Raw genomic sequence first — 19,358 nt, 5'->3', positions numbered from 1 at the left:
GTACGCCATGTCCCGCCAGCTCCCCCCGCTGTATGCGCTGCGCGCATTTGAAGCCGCCGCGCGGCTGAGCTCCTTCACCCGCGCCGGTGTCGAACTGTCGATCACCCAGAGCGCGGTCAGCCGGCATATCCGCACGCTGGAAGAGCACTTCGCCTGCCGCCTGTTCGTGCGCAGCGGCCGCAGCCTGCAACTGACCGAGGCCGCGCGGGTGCTGCTGCCCGGCGTGCGCGACGGCTTCGCCGCGCTGGAGCGAGCCTGCGAGACCTTGCGCGGCGAAGACGACATCCTGCGCATGAAGGCGCCGTCCACCCTGACCATGCGCTGGCTGCTGGCGCGCCTGAGCCGCTTTCGCCACCTGCAGCCGGGCAACGAAGTGCAGCTGACCAGCGCCTGGATGGACGTCGATCACGTGGATTTCAACCAGGAACCGTTCGACTGTGCGGTGCTGCTCAGCGACGGCAACTTCCCGGCCGACTGGGAGGTCCGCCGGCTGTTCAGCGAGCTGCTGATCCCGGTGGGTGCGCCGGACCTGCTCGACGATGCGCCCTGGGATGAGCGGCGGCTGGCCGGCATCGAACTGCTGCACCCCACCCCCGACAAACGTGACTGGCGCGCCTGGCTGGCGCGCATGGGGCTCACCGACAAGGTGTCGCTCAAGGGTGGGCAGGTATTCGACACCCTGGAGCTGGGCATGATCGCCGCTGCCCGTGGGTACGGGATCTCCATGGGCGACCTGCTGATGGTGGCCGAGGATGTGGCCCAGCGGCGCCTGAGCCTGCCCTGGCCGACGGCGGTGGCCAGCGGGCTGGATTATTACCTGGTGTGGCCGCGTACTCGGCCGGGCGGGGAGCGTTTGCGGCGGTTGAGTGCGTTCCTGCAGGAAGAAGCGGCTGCGATGGATTTGCCGGATGTTCACATCCTCTCGACGACCTGAGTGCCTAGGCCGGCCCTCTTCGCGGGTAAACCCGCTCCCACAGGAATAGGCGAAAGCCCTGTGGGAGCGGGTTTACCCGCGAAGGGGCCGACACCGAACGCAAAGGTTTGCGAATACCCCGGCCCGACACTCAAGTATTCCCCCGCGACGCCGATCCACTGGCACCAGCGTCCCGGAAGAGGGCGCGATTCCCCGTCGATAGGAAGCGGGTGGTCAGCGTGATCAGGATGATCCCGGCCTCTTGCCAGGAGCTCTCCCATGTCTCAACCGCGTGCCCGTATCGCCTCGCAGCTCGGTATCGCCCTCGCCATCGTGCTGGCGCTGGTGATCACCGGCAGTACCCTGTTCGCCCTGCGTTCGCTGGACGACGCCAACCTCACCACCCGCCAGGCCCACCTGGGCAGCGAAGCGCGGCTGCTGGCCGACCAGCTGGACACCTTCCACGGTTCGCTCAGGGACAACACCCAGCGCCTCAGCGGGCTGTTCGAGCGCCGCTTCGCCACCGGCCTGGCCCTGCATGCGGGCGAGACGGTCAGCGTGGCCGGGGTCGCCACCCCGGCGCTGTACCTGGGCGAACACCTGCTGAACAACGATTTCCGCCAGGTCGACGAGTTCCAGCAGATGACCGCCGGGGTCGCCACCCTGTTCGTGCGCAGCGGCGACGACTTCGTGCGCATCAGCACCTCGCTGACCAAACAGGACGGTAGCCGCGCCATCGGCACCCAGCTCGATCGCCAGCACCCGGCCTACGCCAAGCTGATGGCCGGGCAGACCTACGTCGGCCGCGCCGTGCTGTTCGAGCGCAACTACATGACCCGCTACGTGCCGGTCAGTGACGGCAGCGGCCGGGTGATCGCGGTGCTGTTCGTCGGCTTCGACTACACCGACGCGCAGAACGCCCAGTTCGCCAACCTCAAGCGCTTCCGTATCGGCCAGACCGGCTCGCTGGCGCTGCTCGACGAGCAGGGCAAGTGGCTGGTGCCGCCGGCCGAGGTGCGTGACGGCGAGGCCGCGGCCCAAGCCATCAAAGGCCTCAAGGCCGGCGAGGGGCGCTTCTGGGAGAGCGCCGGCGTGCCGCAGTTCAGTGTCGCCATGCCGTTCGCCGAGGGCCCATGGACCGTGGTGGCGAGCATGCCGCAGGCAGAAATCCGTGAGGTGACCTGGAGTGTCGGCCTGCGCCTGGCCATCGGCAGCCTGCTGGCCATGCTGCTGGCCGTGGTCGCCACACTCTGGCTGCTACGCCGCAAGCTGCGCCCGCTGGGCGACCTGGTGCGCCAGGCCGAGGCGCTGGGGGCCGGCAACCTCGATGCCCGCCTGAGCGTCACCAGCCATGACGAGATCGGCCAGCTGGCGCGCGGGTTCAACCAGATGGCCGATGCCCTGGCGACCATGGTCGAGCATATCCGCGAGGCCTCGGAGCAAGTCAGCGGCCGCGCCCGTTCGCTGTCGGGCCTGTCATCCGGTGCCTGCGAGGGCATGGAGCAGCAGTCCGGCGAGATCACCAGCATGGCCGGCGCGGTGGAAGAGTTCAGCGCCACCTCGATGAACATCGCCGACAACATGGCCGGCACCGAACGCATGGCCCGCGACAACGCCCAGCAGACCCGCATCGGCCGCAATGCCATGGATGAAGCCTCGGCTTCGCTCAAGCAGATTGCCCAGGCGTTGGGCGGTACCGCGACGGTAATGGACACCCTGGGTGCCCGTTCGCAGGAGATCGGCGGCATCGTCGGGGTGATTACCGCGATCGCCGAACAGACCAACCTGCTGGCGCTCAACGCCGCCATCGAGGCGGCCCGTGCCGGCGAGCAGGGCCGTGGCTTTGCCGTGGTGGCCGACGAGGTACGTGGCCTGGCCGCGCGCACCCGCCAGGCCACCGATGAGATCTCCGGGATGATCGCCAGCATCCAGCAGCAGACCGGCCATGCCATCAGCACCCTGGAGCAGGGCAACCAGCTGATGCAGGAAGGTCTGGCGCGCAACGACAAGGTGGCCGAGGCCCTGGCGCGCATCGACGAGCAGAGCCGCACGGCGGGTGAGCAGTTCGCGGTGATCAGCACGGCGACCCAGGAGCAGAGCAGCACCGCGACGGTGCTTAGCCGGAATCTGCAGAGCATTGCCCAGGCCAACAGTGAGCAGCGTGATGTGGCCAATGAACTGGCCAATACCGCCCGCGAGCTGGAAGGGTTGGCGGGGCAGTTGCGCCAGGAAGTGGATCGGTTCCGCGTAGGGCGCTGAAGCCATCGCGGGGCAAGCCCGCTCCCACGCAGTGGACTGCCCCCATGAAGTTGGACACCAATCCAACCCTTGGGGGGTAGTCCACAGGCCTGAGTGCACTTGTGGGAGCGGGCTTGCCCCGCGATGCATTCTGAAGCTTTACATCGAGCCCAGATCCAGCGCCTGCGCACACGCCTGCAACGACCGCCGTTCGCTCTGCGCATACAACCCCAGCTCATCCTGCACGGCCAGCCCCAGCGCCGCCTCGAATGCCTCGCGGTTGGCATTGCTGCCGTACTCGGCCTGGCCTTCGTCGCCCAGGTTGGACTGGAAGATCCCCGCCGCACTCACCGGCAGGAAATCCTCGTACACCAGCGCCTCGTAATGCACGTGGCCAGCGTCGATCAGCCCTTGCAGGGTGGTCGGGCGATCCGCCTGGCCGCGCGCGGCCAGCCCCTTATCGGTCGCGAAGTAGCGGAAATATGCCAGCCCCTGTTCGCGCATCTGCGCCAGGTCATCGGGGAACTCGGCGAACTGCGCCTCCAGCAGCGCTTTGTAGCGTTCGGCATTGGCCTCGGCCGGCACGCCGCCCAGGGCGGCGCGGGTGGCGTCGAGCAGGCGGTCGTACAGCTGGCGGCCCTTGGGCGTCAGCGCCGCGCCGCGCTGTTCGATCTCGCCGAAGCGCGCCGTGTGGCTGCCCTGGGCATCGCTGAAGGCGACCTTTTCCTGCAATGCCTTGAAGCTGGTCTGGCGCAGCAGGATCGGGTGGCGACGGGTGGGCGGGCCTTCGACCACGGCTTTGGGCGGGATGCCTTTGGCCGGCATGCCGACCTGGATCGCGTCGATGTCCAGGGTGCGTGGGGTCAGGTGGTTGATGTGCGGGCCCTTGAACGCCACCACGTCGGCGATCAGACGGTGCTGATCGTGCAACTGCTGGTACTGCTTGGCGGTGACCGTGGCGTCCTGGTGCCAGCGGAAGGTGTGCAGGGCTTCGTTGACGAAGTGCTCGGCGTCGCTCGCGTTCAGGCCACCGTCGCGTTCGCACTGGGCAATCAGCTCCAGCGCTCGCGGGGTGAAGATCTGCCGTTGCTTGAGGATGCCCTGGGCCAGTTCGCGCAATTGCGGGTTGTCGATCAGCTCCAGGCGCAGCAGCGAGGTGAATACGCGGAACGGGCTGACGTGCAGCGACTGTTCGTGCACCGCGCGAAAGGCGGTGGAATGCACCGGCACGCCGGCCGAACTGAGGTCGTAGTAGCCGACCGGGTGCATGCCCATCACCGCGAACAGCCGGGCGATGGTGGCGAGTTCTTCGGCGGTGCCGACGCGGATGGCGCCATGGCGCTCCTGGTCGAGGCGCTCGATCTCGCCGGTCCAGCGCAAGGCCTCGGCCACCTTGGGCTGCTCGGCCATGACTTGCTGGTTGATCTCGCTCACCAGCTCAAGCAGCGTGCCGTACAGGGGCACTTCCTGTTTGTACATGAGCGACATGGCGGCAGAGAACTGCGCGCGGATGCTGTCGGGGCTGACGAAATCGTGGGCGGGCATCGCAAGCTTCCTGGTTAGGTTCGGACGCTTACATGAAAGCTGGGAATGGAGTTGCCGTACAAGCGAAAAAAAGTGAGTGTTTCATTCCTTTTTTGATCGACCTTGAGGGCCCCATCGCGGGGCAAGCCCGCTCCCACGGTCTGACATAGCGTGGGAGCGGGCTTGCCCCGCGATGGCTTCAGAGTTGCTCGCGAACCCATTCGACCAACGCCCGCACCTTCGGCACCTCCGCCGCATGCTCGGCATACGCCAGGTAATGCGCGCCATTGCTCTTCATCGCGTGGTCCCAGGCCATCACCAGGCTGCCCTCGGCCAGCTCCCTGGCCACCAGATAGCGCGGCACCAGCGCCACCCCGCACCCCGACTGTGCCGCGCTCAAGGCCATATAGAACGTATCGAAACGCGGCCCGTGGTAGCTGTTGTCGGTGTGCAGCCCCTGTTCCAGGAACCACTCATGCCACGCCTCCGGGCGTGAGGCGCTCTGCAGCAGCACCAGCTCTGCCAGCGCACCGGCGTCCGCCAGCGTGCGCCCCTGCAGCAACTCCGGCGCGCACACCGGCACCACCTCCTCGCCGAACAGCTCCACGCAGGTCGCCCCCGGCCAGGTGCCCTGGCCGTAGAAGAACACCACGTCCGCCGACCCTTGCAGCAGGGCGAACGGCTCCATCTCGTTGCGGATGTCCAGGTGGATGTTCGGGTGGCGCTTGCCGAAGCCTTTCAGGTGCGGGATCAGCCAGCGCACGCCAAAACTCGGTTGAGTGGCTACCTTGAGTACTTCGGTCTGCGTGCCGTAGGTCTGCACGTAGCGGCTGGACATGTCGACCTGGGTGAGGATCTTGTTGACCTCGGCCAGGTACAACGAGCCTGCGGGGGTGAGCTGCAGGCGCCGGCGGATGCGCAGGAACAGGTGGTGGCGCAGCATCTCCTCCAGTTGCGCGACCTGCTTGCTGACCGCGCTCTGGGTCAGGTGCAGCTCTTCGGCGGCGCGGGTGAAGCTCAGGTGGCGCGCCGCAGCCTCGAAGCACTGCAGGGCGGTCATGGACGGTACCAGGCGTTTGGACATAGCGGTCTCTGCGTCTCGAATCATTACCTGCCGGAATGATATGCGGAATAAAGGTCGTTTGTTGCACTTGTGTAATCGGATTAATACTGACCCACGTCATTTTCCAACCCTTCACCCGATGTAGGAGAAGCACAATGGTTGCTGGATTGCTCGAGCGCCTTGGCGTTGCCGCCACGGCTTACACCCAGGGCGACTACCCTGTTCACACCCCGATCGACGGCAGCCAGATCGCCTCGGTGAAACTGCTCGGCAAGGCCGACACCATCGCCCGCATCGACCAGGCCCAGCAGGCCTTCGAAGCCTGGCGCAGCGTGCCGGCCCCGCGCCGTGGCGAGCTGGTGCGCCTGTTCGGTGAAGTGCTGCGCGAACACAAGGCCGACCTTGGCGAGCTGGTCTCGATCGAAGCCGGCAAGATCACCCAGGAAGGCCTGGGCGAAGTGCAGGAAATGATCGACATCTGCGACTTCGCCGTCGGCCTTTCGCGCCAGCTGTACGGCCTGACCATCGCCTCCGAGCGCCCGGGCCACCACATGCGTGAATCCTGGCACCCGCTGGGCGTGGTCGGCGTGATCAGCGCCTTCAACTTCCCGGTCGCCGTGTGGGCGTGGAACACCGCGCTGGCCCTGGTGGCCGGCAACTCGGTGGTGTGGAAGCCGTCCGAGAAGACCCCGCTCACCGCCCTGGCCTGCCAGGCGCTGTTCGAAAAAGCCCTGAAAGCCTTCGGTGATGCGCCGGCCGGCCTGAGCCAGCTGGTGATCGGCGGCCGCGAAGCCGGTGAAGCCCTGGTCGACGACCCGCGCGTGCCGCTGGTCAGCGCCACCGGCAGCACCCGCATGGGCCGTGAAGTGGGCCCACGGGTGGCGGCACGCTTTGGCCGCAGCATCCTCGAACTGGGTGGCAACAACGCCATGATCCTCGCCCCGAGCGCAGACCTGGACCTGGCCGTGCGCGGCATCCTGTTCTCCGCCGTCGGCACCGCCGGCCAGCGCTGCACCACCCTGCGCCGCCTGATCGTGCACCGTTCGATCAAGGATGAAGTGGTTGCCCGGGTCAAGGCCGCCTACGCCAAGGTGCGCATCGGCGACCCACGCAAGGACAACCTGGTCGGCCCGCTGATCGACAAGCTGTCGTTCGACGCCATGCAAGGCGCGCTGGCCAAGGCTCGCGATGAGGGCGGCCAGGTATTCGGTGGCGAGCGTCAGTTGGCCGAGCAGTACCCGAACGCCTACTACGTGACCCCTGCCATCGCCGAGATGCCGGCCCAGAGCGACGTGGTGCGCCACGAAACCTTCGCGCCGATCCTCTACGTGCTGGCCTACGACGACTTCGAAGAGGCCCTGCGCCTGAACAACGAAGTGCCACAGGGCCTGTCGTCGTGCATCTTCACCACTGACATTCGTGAGGCCGAGCGCTTCCAGAGTGCTTCGGGCAGCGACTGCGGCATCGCCAACGTCAACATCGGCACCAGCGGCGCCGAGATCGGCGGGGCGTTCGGTGGCGAGAAAGAGACCGGCGGTGGCCGAGAGTCCGGCTCCGATGCCTGGAAAGGCTACATGCGTCGCCAGACCAACACCGTGAACTACTCGCGCGAGCTGCCGCTGGCGCAGGGTATTGTGTTCGACTGATGCTGTATGGCCGGGGGCGTCGCCCCCGGATCGCCGGCAAGCCGGCTCCCACAGGGACCGCGTCGATTCCTGTGGGAGCCGGCTTGCCGGCGATAGGGCCGCAACAAGAATAAAATTTTGCTGGAGCCGGGCCATGTCCGAACTGCGTCAAGAATGTCTGTGGGAACACGTCACCCAGCCAACCGTCGCCGCCCAGGCCCTGGCCGGCGAGCACAAGGCCGATGTCTGCGTGATCGGCGGCGGCATCACCGGGCTGTCCGCGGCGATCCACCTGCTGGAGCAAGGCAAGTCGGTGATCCTGCTGGAGGCCTGGAAGATCGGCCACGGTGGTTCCGGGCGCAACGTCGGCCTGGTCAACGCCGGCACCTGGATCCGCCCCGATGATGTCGAGGCCACCCTCGGCCACAAGCAAGGCAGCCGCCTGAACAAGGTGCTGGGCGAGGCGCCGGGCGAGGTGTTCGCCATGATCGAGCGTCTAGGCATCGACTGCCAGGCGCAGCACAAAGGCACCCTGCACATGGCGCACAACGCCACCGGCATCGCCGACCTCGAAGCCCGCCACCAGCAATGGTCGCGCCGTGGCGCCGATGTCGAGCTGCTTACCGGCGCGCAATGCCAGGAATACTGCGGTACCGACAAGATTTCCGCCGCGCTGCTCGACCGCCGCGCCGGCACCATCAACCCCATGGGCTACACCCAGGGCCTGGCGGGCGCCGTGGCCCGCCTGGGCGGCAAGCTGTTCCAGCAATCCGCTGTCGAGGGCCTGGAGCGCGACGGCGCTGCCTGGCGGGTGAAGACCGCGCGCGGCGCGGTGCGCGCCGACAAAGTGGTGATCTCCACCGGCGCCTACACCGAAGGCGACTGGAGCAACCTGCAGAAGCAGTTCTTCCGTGGCTACTACTACCAGGTGGCCTCCAAGCCCTTGCAGGGCGCGGCCGCCGACAAGGTCCTGCCCCATGGCCAGGGCTCGTGGGACACCCGCACCGTGCTCAGCAGCATCCGCCGCGACGACCAGGGCCGCCTGCTGCTTGGCAGCCTGGGCCGGGTCGACAACAAGCCTGCGTGGTTCGTGCGCAGCTGGGCCGACCGCATCCAGAGCCACTACTACCCGGAGCTGGGCAAGGTCGAGTGGGAAATGCACTGGACCGGCTGCATCGACTTCACCCCCGACCACCTGATGCGCCTGTTCGAGCCGGCGCCGGGGCTGGTGGCGGTGACTGGCTACAACGGCCGTGGCAACACCACCGGCACGGTGATTGGCCGGGCGTTCGCCGAGTTCCTGCTCAAGGACGATCCGGACAGCCTGCCGATCCCGTTCTCGCCGATGAAAGGGGTGAGTGCGCCATCGTTGCGCACGGCGTTCTATGAGTCGGGGTTCTCGCTGTATCACGCCGGGCAGTGCCTGCGCGTGGTGCTGTAAGCCGCCGGCAGGGTTGCCCAACGACAAAAAGCCGCGCCCCCAGGGGACGCGGCTTTTTGTCGTTGGGCGGGGTCAGCTGAGCAGGTTTTTCACATTGCTCATCGCCTCATCGGCAAAGCCCTGCAGGAACGCCTGGAAGCCTGGCAGCGCCTCGGGACCGCCTTGCTGGGGTTCGGCCTGGATGGTCCAGGTGGCGCGGCTGTGGCCGGCATCGAGCGCCTCCACGGCCATCGCCGCCCACAGGTTGCCAATGTTCAGGCTGGTGTAGATCAGGCTCCAGGTCATGTGCATGGCCTGCTCATCACGGGCGTTGAGCTGTTCGATCACCACGTTGCCGTCCTTGAACAGCTTCTTGCGCACCGAACGCACGCCGCTGCCGGTCATGTCGATGTGCGCCAGTGCCGGGATGAACACCGGGAAGCCGGCGAAGTTGCCGACGATGTTCCAGACGCTGGCGGCGGGCGCGGCGATGTCCACGCTGGACACCACGCGGCAGCCTTCGGGGTTGCGGATCAGGGTATCGGGCTTGAGTGCTTGCATGTCGTGTTGCTCCGGTTGTGGATAAAGGTCAGATGAAGCCGATGTCGGCCAGGTAGCGGCAGCCCCGGCGCAGCAGCGCCGGGCTCTTGCTCGGGTAATGGCTGCCCATGCGCCGCACGCCGGCGCGGGCGTTGTCGTGGGCAATGCCGCCGATGTCGCCGATGTCTTCGCCGAAGCCGTCCAGGTAGAAACCGAGGACGTCATACAGCGCGTTGTCGCGGTCGATCCGGCGCAGGCGCTGTTGCCAGTGCTCGACGCTGACCAGCTCGAAGGCATGGCCCTGCTCGCGGAACGACGCCAGGTAATCGCTCCAGCGCAGCGGCTCGGGGTTGTGCAGGTTGAACACGCATTCGCCGGGCTGGTGGCGGCTGCTGTGGAAGGCGATGAAACGGGCGAGGAAGTCCACCGGCATCAGGTCGAAATCGATCTCCAGACGCGGCACCTGGCCCAACTGCAGCGAGCCCTTGAGCATCAGCATCAGGCGGTTGCTGTGGGGCTGGCAGACGCCGGTGCGGCTGTCGAAGGTGATGTTGCCGGGGCGGAACAGGTTGACCCACACCCCTTGCGCGCGGGCGCGCTGCAGGATGCGCTCGCCGACCCATTTGCTCAGGTTGTAGCCGTTGCGGATGTACAGCGGCGGAGTCGCCGCAGGCTCGGCCTCCAGCACCTGGCCGGCGCTGTCCACTGCGCTGCAGGCGGACAGGGTCGAGACGAAGTTGAAGATTTTCTTGCGCCGGCCCTCGCACAACTGCAGGCACTCGAACAGCGGCTCGATGTTGTCGGCGGCCAGCGCCTGGTAGTCGAGCACATGGTTGACCTGCGCTGCGTTGTGCAGCAGCGCGCCGTAGTGTTGGTCCAGGTAGTCGTAGTCGGCCTGGGCCAGCCCCAGGCGCGGCTGGCGCAGGTCGGCTTCGAACACCCGCACGCGGGCCATGTCCAGCTCCAGCTGGTTGTCGCGCAGCGCCTGGGCGAAGCGTTCGCTAGCCGTGAGGCCGCTGGCGCTGCGTACCAGGCAGGCCACTTCGCTGGCGCCCCAGTCCAGCAGCGCCTCGACCAGGTGCACGCCGACGAAGCTGTTGGCGCCGGTGACGATCACCTTGTGCACATCGCCCAGTCGTTCCACCGGCAGCACCCGCAGGCCCAGTTCGCGCTGCGCGTCCTGTTCAGGGCGGGCCAGAGGGTCCTGCTGCACGGCCTCGACACCGTCGAGCAGCGCGCCCAGGCGTTGCACGGTCGGTTGCTCGATGAAGCGGTTGATCGCCACCCCCTGGCCGAAGCGTTCACGCACTTCCAGCAGCAGGCGCGACAGCAGGATCGAGTGGCCCCCCAGGTTGAAGAAGCTGTCGTCGATGGCGATATCGGCCTCGGGCAGTTCCAGCAATTCGCTCCACGCCTCGCGCAACTGATGCTCGGTGGCGGTCTGCGGTTGCAGGCGCTGCTGCGCCGGCAAGGCCAGTGGCCGCAGCAGCAGCGCCTGGCGGTCAACCTTGCCATTGGCGGTGTAGGGCATCTGCTCCAGCACCTGGTAGAACATCGGGCGCATGTAGTCGGGCAGGCTGCTTTCGGCGTGCTCGCGCAGCAGCGCCAGGGCCTCGGCGCTTTGCGGGTGGGCGAGGAAGGCCAGCACCCGCCGCTGGGGGTCGATCACCACCGCCACCTGGGCGAACAGGCGGGCGTCGCGCAGGCAGTGCTCGATCTCCTCGGGCTCCACGCGAAAGCCGCGGATCTTCACCTGGTTGTCGCGTCGCCCGCACAGCTCGATGCCCTGGGCGGTCCATTTGCCGATATCGCCGGTCCGGTAGGCCCTGAGCGAGCGGCCATCGGGCAGGCCCAGCTCGACAAAGCGCTCGGCCGTCAGCAGCGGATTGTTCAGGTAACCCAAGCCAACGCCGGGCCCGGCGATGTACAGCTCGCCGGGGGCCTGCTCCAGCACCGGGCGCAGGGCTTCATCGAGGATCAGCACCTGGGTGTTGGCGATCGGCAGCCCGAGGTTGCGGTTGCTGTCATCCGCCGCCATCACCCGGGTGGTGGCCAGCACCGTGGTTTCCGTCGGGCCGTAGATGTTGTGCAGCCGGCATTGCCCGGCCAGCCGTGCGATCACCTCAGGTTCGCAGACATCGCCCCCGGTGATCAGGTGCTGCAGGCCCAGGTGTTCGTCGCGCGGCAGGATGCTCAGCAGGGCCGGCGGCAGGAACGCATGGGTGATTTCCTGGCTGTGGATAAGTGCCAGCAGTTGCCGCGGGTCGCGGCGCTGGTCTTCGCCAGGCAGCACCAGTTCGGCACCGCAGGCGAAGGTCGGCAGGATGTCCAGCAAGGAGGCGTCGAAGCCGATGGTGGAAAACTGCAGTACCCGGCTGTGCCGATCCAGCGCCACGTGCTCGCGGTACCAGGCCATGAAATGCGTCAGGTTGCCCTGGCTGAGCAGCACGCCCTTCGGCTGGCCGGTGGTGCCGGAGGTGTAGATCGCCACGCAGGGTTGCCCGACGTGCGCTTCGCCCAGTACCAGGCTTGGCAGCTCAGGGCCCTCCAAGGGCGCTATGTCACGCACGTCCAGGTGGGCGATGGCGGCAGGCAGTTGGCCGTCATGCAGCAGCACGCAGGCGCCGGCATCGTCGAGGATGCGTTGGCGCCGCGCCGCTGGCGTGGCCGGGTCCAGCGGCAGGTAGATGGCGGCGCAACCCAGCACCGCCAGCAGGCTGGCGTAGAGCTCGGGCGACTTGCCCATGCAGACCGCCACCACCGGCGGGGACGCGTGGGCGCCGGCCAGCAGCGGTAGCAGGGCTTGCTGGATGGCGGCTGTGCGGGCGTGCAGCTGGCGATAGCTATGGCGCTGGCCAGCGTCATGCAATGCCGGGGATGCGGCGTGCCGGCGCAGGCTCCGCTCCAGCTGCCCGACCAGGCTGCCCTGGGCCTGCTCCAGCAGGTCGGCACGCAGCGCACGGTTGAACGGATGCCGGTAGGCCAACGCCTCCAGCCAGCCCAGGCCGTGCTCGTGTTCGCTGGCGCCGGGGCTGACCGCCGGCGCCTCCTGCAGGTGCTGCGGGTTGCGGGCAAAGCGGGTGACGTGCAGGGCCAGTTGATCGCACAAGGCCTGCAAGCTGTCTTGGTACAGTTGCTGGCCATTGCCCGATTCCGGCGCTGGCACCGGCAGCCGCTCGATCAGGCGTTGGGCGCTGGCACTGCCGCACCAGCACAGGGTTTCCAGGTGCGGCAAGGTTTCGCCCAAGCGGGCGCCCAGGCGCAGCCTGAGCAATGGCGTGCTGCCCAGCGCCTGCCAGTCGCCGCTGGCCAGGGCCAGGCTGCCGTCCTCCACCACCAGCCCGGTGGCGGGCGACAGTTGCTGGCGCAGGGCCTGCGGGCTGTCCGCCGTGGTGGTGCCATGGCCATGTTCGTCGAGCAGGCGGGCAAAGGCGCCGATGGCGGGGCTGGTGCCCACCAGGAGTATGTCGAGGCGTCTCATGATCGGTTCCTCAGGGCAGGTAGTCGCGCAGCGCGTCCTGCACGCAGGCCGATTCGAGCATCGAGCTGCTGCGCAGGAAACGCAGGATGTTGCCCAGCAGCGGGTGCTGGTGGTTGATCGGGTAGGCCAGGCCCCGAGCCTCCTCGCGCAGGGCCTCGCGCACCGCCTCGTCCACCGGCAGCGCGGCGATCAGGGCGAAGTCGAAGGCCTGCTGGATGTCGTTGGTCAGGTACTGGCCGAGGAACACCGGCAGCACCTTGGAGATCGCTTGCCGTTCGGCCTCTGGCGCGGCCTGCCAGTAGATCCGCGTGAGGCGGGCCCAGAAGCTCGAATGGCGGCCTTCGTCGAGCAGGTGGTCGGCCATCAGCCCCTTGACCGACGGCTTGACCGAATCATCCCGGGCGAACGCCGCGACATCGTCGGTCAGGGTGTTCTCGGCGATGCCCACGCACACCAGCTCCAACGCGTCGCGCAGCGCTTCGGGCACCTGCTCCAGCGCCGCCGGGATCGCCCGGCTGAGTTCGATCTCCTGGGGCAGGGCGATCGGTGCGATGCCGGTCAGGGCGATGGTCTGCTGCAGGAAGTCCATGGCCACCAGGGCGTGGTAGTCCTCGTCGACCACCACGGTCATCGCGTCGTAGCGGCAGGCGAACGGGAAGCGCACGGCGAAGCGATCCTTGGCGATGCGCCGGGCGGTCCGGTCGACGATCTCGGTCTCGAAGATCACCACGTCGTTGATGAACTTGTAGAGGCTCTGCACCAGCACGAAGTCGCGCAGCTGCGGGCATTCGCGCTGGAAGGTGGCACCCAGCACCAGCGGCTGGCGGCTCAGCGGGTAGATCAACCGCTGGTCGTCCTCCAGCCGGCGCCGGGGGCGGGTGCGGATGGTTGCGCGTGCCTCCCAGGCGTCGGCGAAGGAGCGGTAGTCCACGGCGTTCATGGGTTGACCTCGGCGACCGGCGCCTGCAGCGCGGCGCGCAGGCGATCCCACAGGGCCATGCGGCTGTCCACGGCGGCGATGGCGGCGGCATGCACCTCCTCCTGGCGCACCGGGTCATGCTCGACCAGGCGGGCCAGTAACTGCTCTGCGGCGGGGCCATGGTCCTCGGAGTCGACTTCGATATGGCGCTGCAGGTAGTAACGGAAGGTCGGGGCCTGTTCGCTGCCGATGCCCCACTCGTCGAGGATCTGCTGGAACATGGTCGGGATGACGCTTTCCCGGCCATGCAGGAAGGCCGCGGCCACGCGGTGGGCAGGCGCATGCAGGGCCACTTCGAGGGTATCGCGGACGAAGCGCTGCGCGGCGTCGCTGGCTTCGCAACGCACCAGGGCGCTGAGCGCATCGACGCCTTGCTGTTGCAGGCTGATGAAGCGCTCGATGGCCTGGGTGCTGGCGCCGACTTCGCGCATGGCGTCCAGGTACAGCTCGAAATGGCTGTAGTGGCCGTGGTCGAGGCGGTCGTCCGACTCCTCGCCGAGCACGATCTCGTTGATCAGCCGTGCAGCGGCCGGGTCGGCAGGGGGGAGCCAGGGCAGGCTGACGCAGGTCAGTTCCTGCTGCAGGCGCTTGGTCAGCGACATGAAGTCCCATACCGCGAATACATGGGTTTCCATGAACCGTCGCAAGGTTGCCAGCGAGTCGATTTCAGAAAACAGCGGGTGCTGGGAAAGTGCATGTTTTTTATGGTCGAGTGTGCGCTTCAATGTGCTCATGGAGGCTCCATTGGATGTTGGTTTAAGTGTGGCAAGTTGTCCGTGCTCACTATATTCAGGGCGAGCAAGTGCCCCGAATAAAGTTTCGCTGCAGATCAATAAGCCTAGGCCGCATGGGGTGTTGCGGGCTTCTGTTCACGGTTTCCGCCGCACTGTTGCACGGGGTGAGACAGAACTTAAAGCAATGACAAAGTTTGCTGCAATTGTTTTTTTAATTATTTTAAAGTTTGATTATTTGCAAGTTGAGCGAGTGCGTTAAAACTTATTTGAAAGTTTTAATTTGGCAATAAGGTGCTCCTTCCGATAATTAACTATCAGAAAAACAAACAAGGAGTGAATGCTTCACTCGGAGCACTGATGAATGGGTGTTGAAGACGTTGAACTGTTAAGGGGCGGCTGATCGTGCTGCGGTCCTGGCCCCGGTGGCAGGCTCCTTCTGCGGGTGGAAGTGGCTGCAGACGGCCAGGTCCGCTGAAGATCAGCGGCCGCTGCAGTGTGTAGAGTGTGCTCAAAAGGCTGGCACCGCCATGGTCTGCGATGGACCGGGCGCTGCAGGTGCCGTGATAACGGGCGTGAAAACAGGTGGGGTCAGGCGAAACAGAGAAGCCCAAGGTGGGCATTGAGGATGCTGATCAGGCGTTGCTCGCCAGGCCGGCTGTGGGCCGGCAGCTCGACAAGCTCGAGCTCCCGGCGGGCAAGGCGCTGCCAGCCAAGCATGGCGGTCAGCGTGTCGGGGGGATAGAACGCGGTCACCGGCACCTGGAGGTGCTCGGTCAGGCCACCTTCGGTGGCGTCAGGGCTGTCACAGCTGGAAACAAACAAACGTCGGGTTTGCCCAGGGTTGCTGCGCTGTGCCAGGTAGGTCAGGGCCAGCGCCAGGTGTGCGGCGTGATCCTGGGCAAACAGGGCGTGGGGGTGAGCCAGGAAGGGTTGCAGGCGGCTGGCCAGGGTCCGGGCCAGCGAAGGGAGGGACTGTGGGGCGGCCAGTTCATCAGCGGGCACGGTGGCGCTGATGTCGACGGCGACCAGTTCGATGGGGTCGCTCAAGGCACGGGACCAGGTGCGGTACTGGATAAGCTGCTGGCGATCGCTGGCCAGGCAGATCAGGCGAATGCTGGGCAGTTGCGCAGGAGTCCCTGCCTGTGGAGTGTGCTCGTGCACGGGCGTTCCTCTTGCCGGACACCTGCCGCTGGATCAGCCGGCAGTTTGCCTGTCGAGGTATTTCCTGATGGTCCGGGCGGCATTGTTCAGGTGCGCTTCCAGCAGCCTGACGGCTTCGTCCACCAGTTTGTCGCTGGCGGCATCGGTCAGGGCGATGTGGTCGTCCTGGGTGAGCTTGCCGAGCCCCATGGACGACAGGTGGAAGCGCAGGAAGCGTTCTTCTTCATTGAGCTCGATTTCAATCAGGCGCAGCAGCTTCTGGTTCCCCGCCTTGCTGTAGAGCGTCATGTGGAACAGCCGGTTGAGGCGGCCGATCTCGGCGTGGCGGGCTTCGTTTTCCAGCTGTTGGATGTAACTGCGGGCCAGGGCAATGTCATCGGCGTCGAGCCGCGGGATCGACTGGCGCAGGGCCTCGGTCTCGAGGATGACGCGCAGGGCATAGGTGTCCACGGCGTCCTCGCCGATCAGCGGTGCGACCACCGCGCCCTTGTGCATCACCACCTGCAGCAGCGACTGCGCTTCGAGCTGGCGCAAGGCTTCGCGTACCGGCATTCGGCTGACGCCGAACAACGAGGCCAGTTCCTGTTGGCGCAAGGCGGTGCCTGGGGGCAGGCGGCCATCGAGGATGGCGCTGCGCAGGCGTTCTTCGATCACACTGCGGGCCAGGTGCGCAGGGACTTGCTCGCTGCCCAGCACGGTGCTCAGGAGTTTGGGTTTCTCAGCCACGCGGGTTTTGCCTCGGCAACATGAAAATTGGATCCAATAACCCTAGTGAGGGAACGGGGGTCTTGTCAAACCGCTTGCTTGGCGAGGCCTGCAGCCGGTGAAGAAACGCGGCTATCGTGAAGCAAGTCGCAGGCCTTGGGAAGTCGGCGAAAAGACCGCAGCCCGTACGAAGCCTGTTTGCCGACGGCTGGCAAACGGGCCACAACCTGCCATTGTCTTTTGCCATACCTGCCCGCACCATCGCGGCTTCCAACTGATTCTGAACGGGTGTTCGCAGTGGCGATACCTTGGGCCATTACAAGGACTGTACGCCGAATCGGTGCTGCCGCACTGCTGGGCTGCCTGTTGCTGGGCGCTACGCAGGCGGACTGGGACTTCGCGCAGATCAGCAGCCGTGCCCAGGCCCTCTACGGGCCCCTTGGCGCCGGCAAGGGGCGCATCGACGCCTGGCAGCGCCTGCTGGCGAGCCACCAGCAGGGCAGCGAGTTGAGCCAGCTACAAGCGGTCAACCTGTTCTTCAACACGCAGCTGCGCTATGTCGAGGACATCGACCTGTGGCGCGAAATCGACTATTGGGCCACGCCGGTCCAGTCGCTGATCAAGGGGGCCGGCGACTGCGAGGACTACGCCATCGCCAAGTACTTCAGCCTGCGGCGCCTGGGCATTCCCGCCGACAAACTGCGCATCACTTACGTCAAGGCCCTGCGGCAGAACCGGGCACACATGGTCCTGACCTATTATTCAAGCCCACAGGCCCAGCCACTGGTGCTCGACAGCCTGATGGACGCGATCAAGCCGGCCAGCCAGCGTACTGACCTGTTGCCGGTGTACGCTTTCAACGGCGAGGGCTTGTGGCTGACGGGGGCGGGCGGCAACAAGAAGGTCGGCGATACCAAGCGCCTGTCGCGCTGGCAGGGGTTGCTGAAGAAAATGCAGGCCGAGGGCTTCCCGGCCGAGCCGGTCTACTGAAGGAGCACAGATGTCACTGTTCAAACAATTGCTGCTTGCCATTTGCCTGCTCCTGGTGGTCGCCTTCAGCGGCAGTTTCATGGTCAGCCTGGAGAGCTCGCGCAGCCAGTACATCAACCAGCTGCGCGCCCATGCCCAGGATGCCGCGACCGCCTTGGCGCTGGCGCTGACGCCGAACATCGACGACCCGGCAATGGTCGAGCTGATGGTCAGTTCGATCTTCGACAGCGGTTATTACGCCAGCATCAAGGTCATCGAGCAGGGCACCAACGCCGTGCTGGTCGAGCGCCACGCCGTACCCGACAGCGCAGGTGTGCCGGCCTGGTTCATCCGGCTGGCCAACCTGGAACCGGCCGGTGGCGATGCGATCGTCAGCCGTGGCTGGCAGCAGGCGGCGCGGGTCGAGGTGATCAGCCATCCGATGTTCGCCCTGGCCAAGCTCTGGCAGAGCGCCCTGGGCAGCCTGGGCTGGCTGTTGCTGTGCGGCGTGCTGAGTGCGGTGCTTGGCGCGCTGCTGCTGCGCCGCCAGCTGCGGCCGCTGGATTACATGGTGGCGCAGTCCCACGCCATTGCCCGGCGCGAATTCCTCAGCCTGCCAGAACTGCCGCGCACGCCTGAGCTGCGCCGGGTGGTGCAGGCGATGAACCAGATGGTCGAAAAGCTCGAAGCCTTGTTCCGCGAGCAGGCCGAGCGCAGCGAGCAGTTGCGCAATGAGGCTTACCAGGACAGCCTCACGGGCCTGGCCAACCGCCAATACTTCGAGATGCAGCTCAGTGCCCAGGTCAGCAACCTGGAGGAGGCCCGCGCCGGTTACCTGCTGCTGTTGCGCGTGCAGGATCTCACCGGCCTCAACGCGCGCCTGGGTGGCCAGCGCAGCGACCAGTTGCTGCAGGCGGTGGGCGAACAGCTGCGTCGGGCCTGCGCCCGCTACCCGCAAACCCATGACCTGATCGCCCGCAGCCGCGGGGGCGAGTTCGCCGTGCTGGCGCCGGGCCTGGTGCATGACGAGGCGATCGAGCTGGCCCAGGCCCTGGAAGCCAGCCTGCAAAGCCTGCACGAGACCGGTGCCAGCGATGTTGCCCCGGTGGCCTGTATCGGCCTGGTCAGCTATGCCCCGGGTGATGAGCCACAGGCCCTGCTCACCCAGGCCGATGAGGCCCTTGCCCGGGCCGAGAGCCAAGCCACGCCGAGCTGGATATGCCTGGAACAGGGGCCGGCAGCCCAGACCGTCGGCAGCCAGCAAGCCTGGCACAGCCGCCTCGACCAGGCCCTGAGCAAAGGGCAGTTCGAGCTGTTCTTCCAGCCTGTGGTGGACTGCCAGGCACCGCAACGCATCCTGCATTTCAAAGTGACCTCACGGCTGCAGGACGGCCAGGGCGAGCCGTTGGCCGCCGGGTGCTTCCTGCCCTGGCTGGAGCGCTTCGGCTGGATGGCGCGGCTCGATGCGCTGATGCTGGAGCGGGTACTCAAGCATCTGCCACGGCACCACGCGGCGCTGGCGCTGAACCTGTCAGCCGCGACCCTGGCCGATGCCCAGGCCTTGCAGCGCGTCTACGCGCTGTTGGGCCAGCACCGCGCACTGGGGCCGCGGCTGACCTTCGAAATTGGCGAAGAGCAGTTGCCCGAACAGGCCGTGCTGGAGCAGTTCACCCGGCGCCTGCACGGCCTGGGTTTCAGCCTGGCCCTGCAGCGTTTTGGCGGGCGCTTCAGCATGATCGGCAACCTGGCCAACCTGGGCCTGGCCTATCTCAAGGTCGACGGTGGTTACATCCGCAACATCGACCACGAGCAGCACAAGCGCCTGTTCATCGAGGCCATCCAACGGGCGGCACACAGCATCGACCTGCCACTGATAGCCGAACAGGTGGAAACCCAGGGGGAGTTGAAGGTGCTGTGCGAGATGGGCGTACAGGGCATTCAGGGGCAACGGGTGGGGCGGCCGGCGCCCTGGCGTTGAGCCCAGCGCCGGGCAGGGCGCTGGCAAG

15 protein-coding genes and 1 pseudogene are annotated in these 19,358 nt (G+C 66.5%); 8 read left to right on the top strand and 8 right to left on the bottom strand.

Going from position 1 to position 19,358, the window contains the following annotated elements; all coding sequences use genetic code 11:
• Positions 1-7: 7 nt before the first annotated feature.
• The 3 genes and pseudogenes from EJA05_RS27375 to EJA05_RS29010 all read left to right on the top strand — a co-directional run bounded on the left by EJA05_RS27375 (position 8) and on the right by EJA05_RS29010 (position 3,172).
• On the top strand, positions 8-934 hold the full coding sequence (locus tag EJA05_RS27375; RefSeq protein ID WP_125466041.1) for a LysR substrate-binding domain-containing protein: 927 nt from the start codon (positions 8-10) through the stop codon (positions 932-934).
• Positions 935-1,192: 258 nt separating this feature from the next.
• Positions 1,193-2,305: pseudogene (locus tag EJA05_RS29015) on the top strand (Cache 3/Cache 2 fusion domain-containing protein); the annotation flags it as partial.
• Positions 2,303-3,172 (top strand): methyl-accepting chemotaxis protein, encoded by an 870-nt coding sequence (locus EJA05_RS29010; protein ID WP_394366673.1) that lies wholly within the window; start codon positions 2,303-2,305, stop codon positions 3,170-3,172. The pseudogene EJA05_RS29015 and the gene EJA05_RS29010, both read left to right, overlap by 3 nt.
• Positions 3,173-3,310: 138 nt before the next feature.
• Here the strand turns inward: EJA05_RS29010 and hglS are convergent, their stop codons facing one another.
• Complete coding sequence (hglS, locus tag EJA05_RS27365; protein WP_125861085.1) at positions 3,311-4,696, bottom strand: 2-oxoadipate dioxygenase/decarboxylase HglS; 1,386 nt, start codon at positions 4,694-4,696, stop codon at positions 3,311-3,313.
• A gap of 178 nt (positions 4,697-4,874) precedes the next feature.
• Positions 4,875-5,759, bottom strand: coding sequence for a LysR family transcriptional regulator (locus tag EJA05_RS27360; RefSeq protein ID WP_125861083.1), 885 nt, complete (start codon positions 5,757-5,759; stop codon positions 4,875-4,877).
• A 134-nt stretch (positions 5,760-5,893) separates the two neighbouring features.
• Here EJA05_RS27360 and amaB point away from each other — a divergent pair, with 134 nt between their 5' ends.
• Both amaB and amaA read left to right on the top strand, forming a co-directional pair.
• Positions 5,894-7,384 (top strand): L-piperidine-6-carboxylate dehydrogenase, encoded by a 1,491-nt coding sequence (amaB, locus tag EJA05_RS27355; protein ID WP_110992028.1) that lies wholly within the window; start codon positions 5,894-5,896, stop codon positions 7,382-7,384.
• Between the two features lie 133 nt (positions 7,385-7,517).
• Positions 7,518-8,804 (top strand): L-pipecolate oxidase, encoded by a 1,287-nt coding sequence (gene amaA / locus EJA05_RS27350; RefSeq protein WP_125466037.1) that lies wholly within the window; start codon positions 7,518-7,520, stop codon positions 8,802-8,804.
• 72 nt (positions 8,805-8,876) lie between these two features.
• Here the strand turns inward: amaA and EJA05_RS27345 are convergent, their stop codons facing one another.
• Genes EJA05_RS27345 through EJA05_RS27330 form a run of 4 tightly spaced genes read right to left on the bottom strand, consistent with a single transcriptional unit; the run spans position 8,877 to position 14,517 of the window.
• Entirely contained in the window at positions 8,877-9,344 is a 468-nt protein-coding gene (locus EJA05_RS27345) for an SRPBCC family protein (RefSeq protein WP_125861081.1), read from the bottom strand.
• Positions 9,345-9,372: 28 nt separating this feature from the next.
• Positions 9,373-12,804 (bottom strand): amino acid adenylation domain-containing protein, encoded by a 3,432-nt coding sequence (locus EJA05_RS27340; RefSeq protein ID WP_125861079.1) that lies wholly within the window; start codon positions 12,802-12,804, stop codon positions 9,373-9,375.
• Between the two features lie 10 nt (positions 12,805-12,814).
• Positions 12,815-13,744: a diiron oxygenase gene (locus EJA05_RS27335; protein WP_125861077.1), complete on the bottom strand. Its 930-nt coding sequence runs from the start codon at positions 13,742-13,744 to the stop codon at positions 12,815-12,817.
• Positions 13,741-14,517: a DUF3050 domain-containing protein gene (locus EJA05_RS27330; protein WP_125861075.1), complete on the bottom strand. Its 777-nt coding sequence runs from the start codon at positions 14,515-14,517 to the stop codon at positions 13,741-13,743. Before EJA05_RS27330 ends, EJA05_RS27335 begins: the two co-directional genes overlap by 4 nt.
• On the opposite strand from EJA05_RS27330, the gene EJA05_RS28310 reads away from it, so the two are divergent.
• A complete protein-coding gene (locus tag EJA05_RS28310) occupies positions 14,417-14,776 on the top strand; it encodes a hypothetical protein (protein WP_190306098.1) in 360 nt (119 codons plus the stop codon). The two genes, EJA05_RS27330 and EJA05_RS28310, sit on opposite strands and share 101 nt — an antisense overlap.
• Positions 14,777-15,105: 329 nt before the next feature.
• Here the strand turns inward: EJA05_RS28310 and EJA05_RS27325 are convergent, their stop codons facing one another.
• Both EJA05_RS27325 and EJA05_RS27320 read right to left on the bottom strand, forming a co-directional pair.
• The gene (locus EJA05_RS27325) at positions 15,106-15,678 is read right to left on the bottom strand and encodes a hypothetical protein (RefSeq protein WP_125861073.1); all 573 of its coding nucleotides are present in this window, start codon (positions 15,676-15,678) and stop codon (positions 15,106-15,108) included.
• Between the two features lie 33 nt (positions 15,679-15,711).
• A complete protein-coding gene (locus EJA05_RS27320) occupies positions 15,712-16,404 on the bottom strand; it encodes a GntR family transcriptional regulator (RefSeq protein ID WP_125861071.1) in 693 nt (230 codons plus the stop codon).
• A gap of 276 nt (positions 16,405-16,680) precedes the next feature.
• Here EJA05_RS27320 and lapG point away from each other — a divergent pair, with 276 nt between their 5' ends.
• Together lapG and lapD are read left to right on the top strand one after the other, a co-directional pair.
• On the top strand, positions 16,681-17,373 hold the full coding sequence (gene lapG, locus EJA05_RS27315) for a cysteine protease LapG (protein WP_125466029.1): 693 nt from the start codon (positions 16,681-16,683) through the stop codon (positions 17,371-17,373).
• A gap of 10 nt (positions 17,374-17,383) precedes the next feature.
• On the top strand, positions 17,384-19,330 hold the full coding sequence (gene lapD, locus EJA05_RS27310; protein WP_125861069.1) for a cyclic di-GMP receptor LapD: 1,947 nt from the start codon (positions 17,384-17,386) through the stop codon (positions 19,328-19,330).
• The last annotated feature ends 28 nt before the right edge of the window (positions 19,331-19,358 follow it).

This window comes from Pseudomonas oryziphila (assembly GCF_003940825.1).
Classification (GTDB): domain Bacteria; phylum Pseudomonadota; class Gammaproteobacteria; order Pseudomonadales; family Pseudomonadaceae; genus Aquipseudomonas; species Aquipseudomonas sichuanensis.
The sequence above is the reverse complement of the archived record's forward strand: the minus strand, read 5'-3'. Positions and strand labels throughout refer to the sequence as shown.

Coding starts and splice junctions, on each gene's coding strand:
- EJA05_RS27375 (WP_125466041.1), top strand. CDS start 8: ATGTCCCGCCAGCTCCCCCCGCTGTATGCGCTGCGCGCATTTGAAGCC.
- EJA05_RS29010 (WP_394366673.1), top strand. CDS start 2,303: ATGGCCGATGCCCTGGCGACCATGGTCGAGCATATCCGCGAGGCCTCG.
- hglS (WP_125861085.1), bottom strand. CDS start 4,696: ATGCCCGCCCACGATTTCGTCAGCCCCGACAGCATCCGCGCGCAGTTC.
- EJA05_RS27360 (WP_125861083.1), bottom strand. CDS start 5,759: ATGTCCAAACGCCTGGTACCGTCCATGACCGCCCTGCAGTGCTTCGAG.
- amaB (WP_110992028.1), top strand. CDS start 5,894: ATGGTTGCTGGATTGCTCGAGCGCCTTGGCGTTGCCGCCACGGCTTAC.
- amaA (WP_125466037.1), top strand. CDS start 7,518: ATGTCCGAACTGCGTCAAGAATGTCTGTGGGAACACGTCACCCAGCCA.
- EJA05_RS27345 (WP_125861081.1), bottom strand. CDS start 9,344: ATGCAAGCACTCAAGCCCGATACCCTGATCCGCAACCCCGAAGGCTGC.
- EJA05_RS27340 (WP_125861079.1), bottom strand. CDS start 12,804: ATGAGACGCCTCGACATACTCCTGGTGGGCACCAGCCCCGCCATCGGC.
- EJA05_RS27335 (WP_125861077.1), bottom strand. CDS start 13,744: ATGAACGCCGTGGACTACCGCTCCTTCGCCGACGCCTGGGAGGCACGC.
- EJA05_RS28310 (WP_190306098.1), top strand. CDS start 14,417: ATGAACCGTCGCAAGGTTGCCAGCGAGTCGATTTCAGAAAACAGCGGG.
- EJA05_RS27330 (WP_125861075.1), bottom strand. CDS start 14,517: ATGAGCACATTGAAGCGCACACTCGACCATAAAAAACATGCACTTTCC.
- lapD (WP_125861069.1), top strand. CDS start 17,384: ATGTCACTGTTCAAACAATTGCTGCTTGCCATTTGCCTGCTCCTGGTG.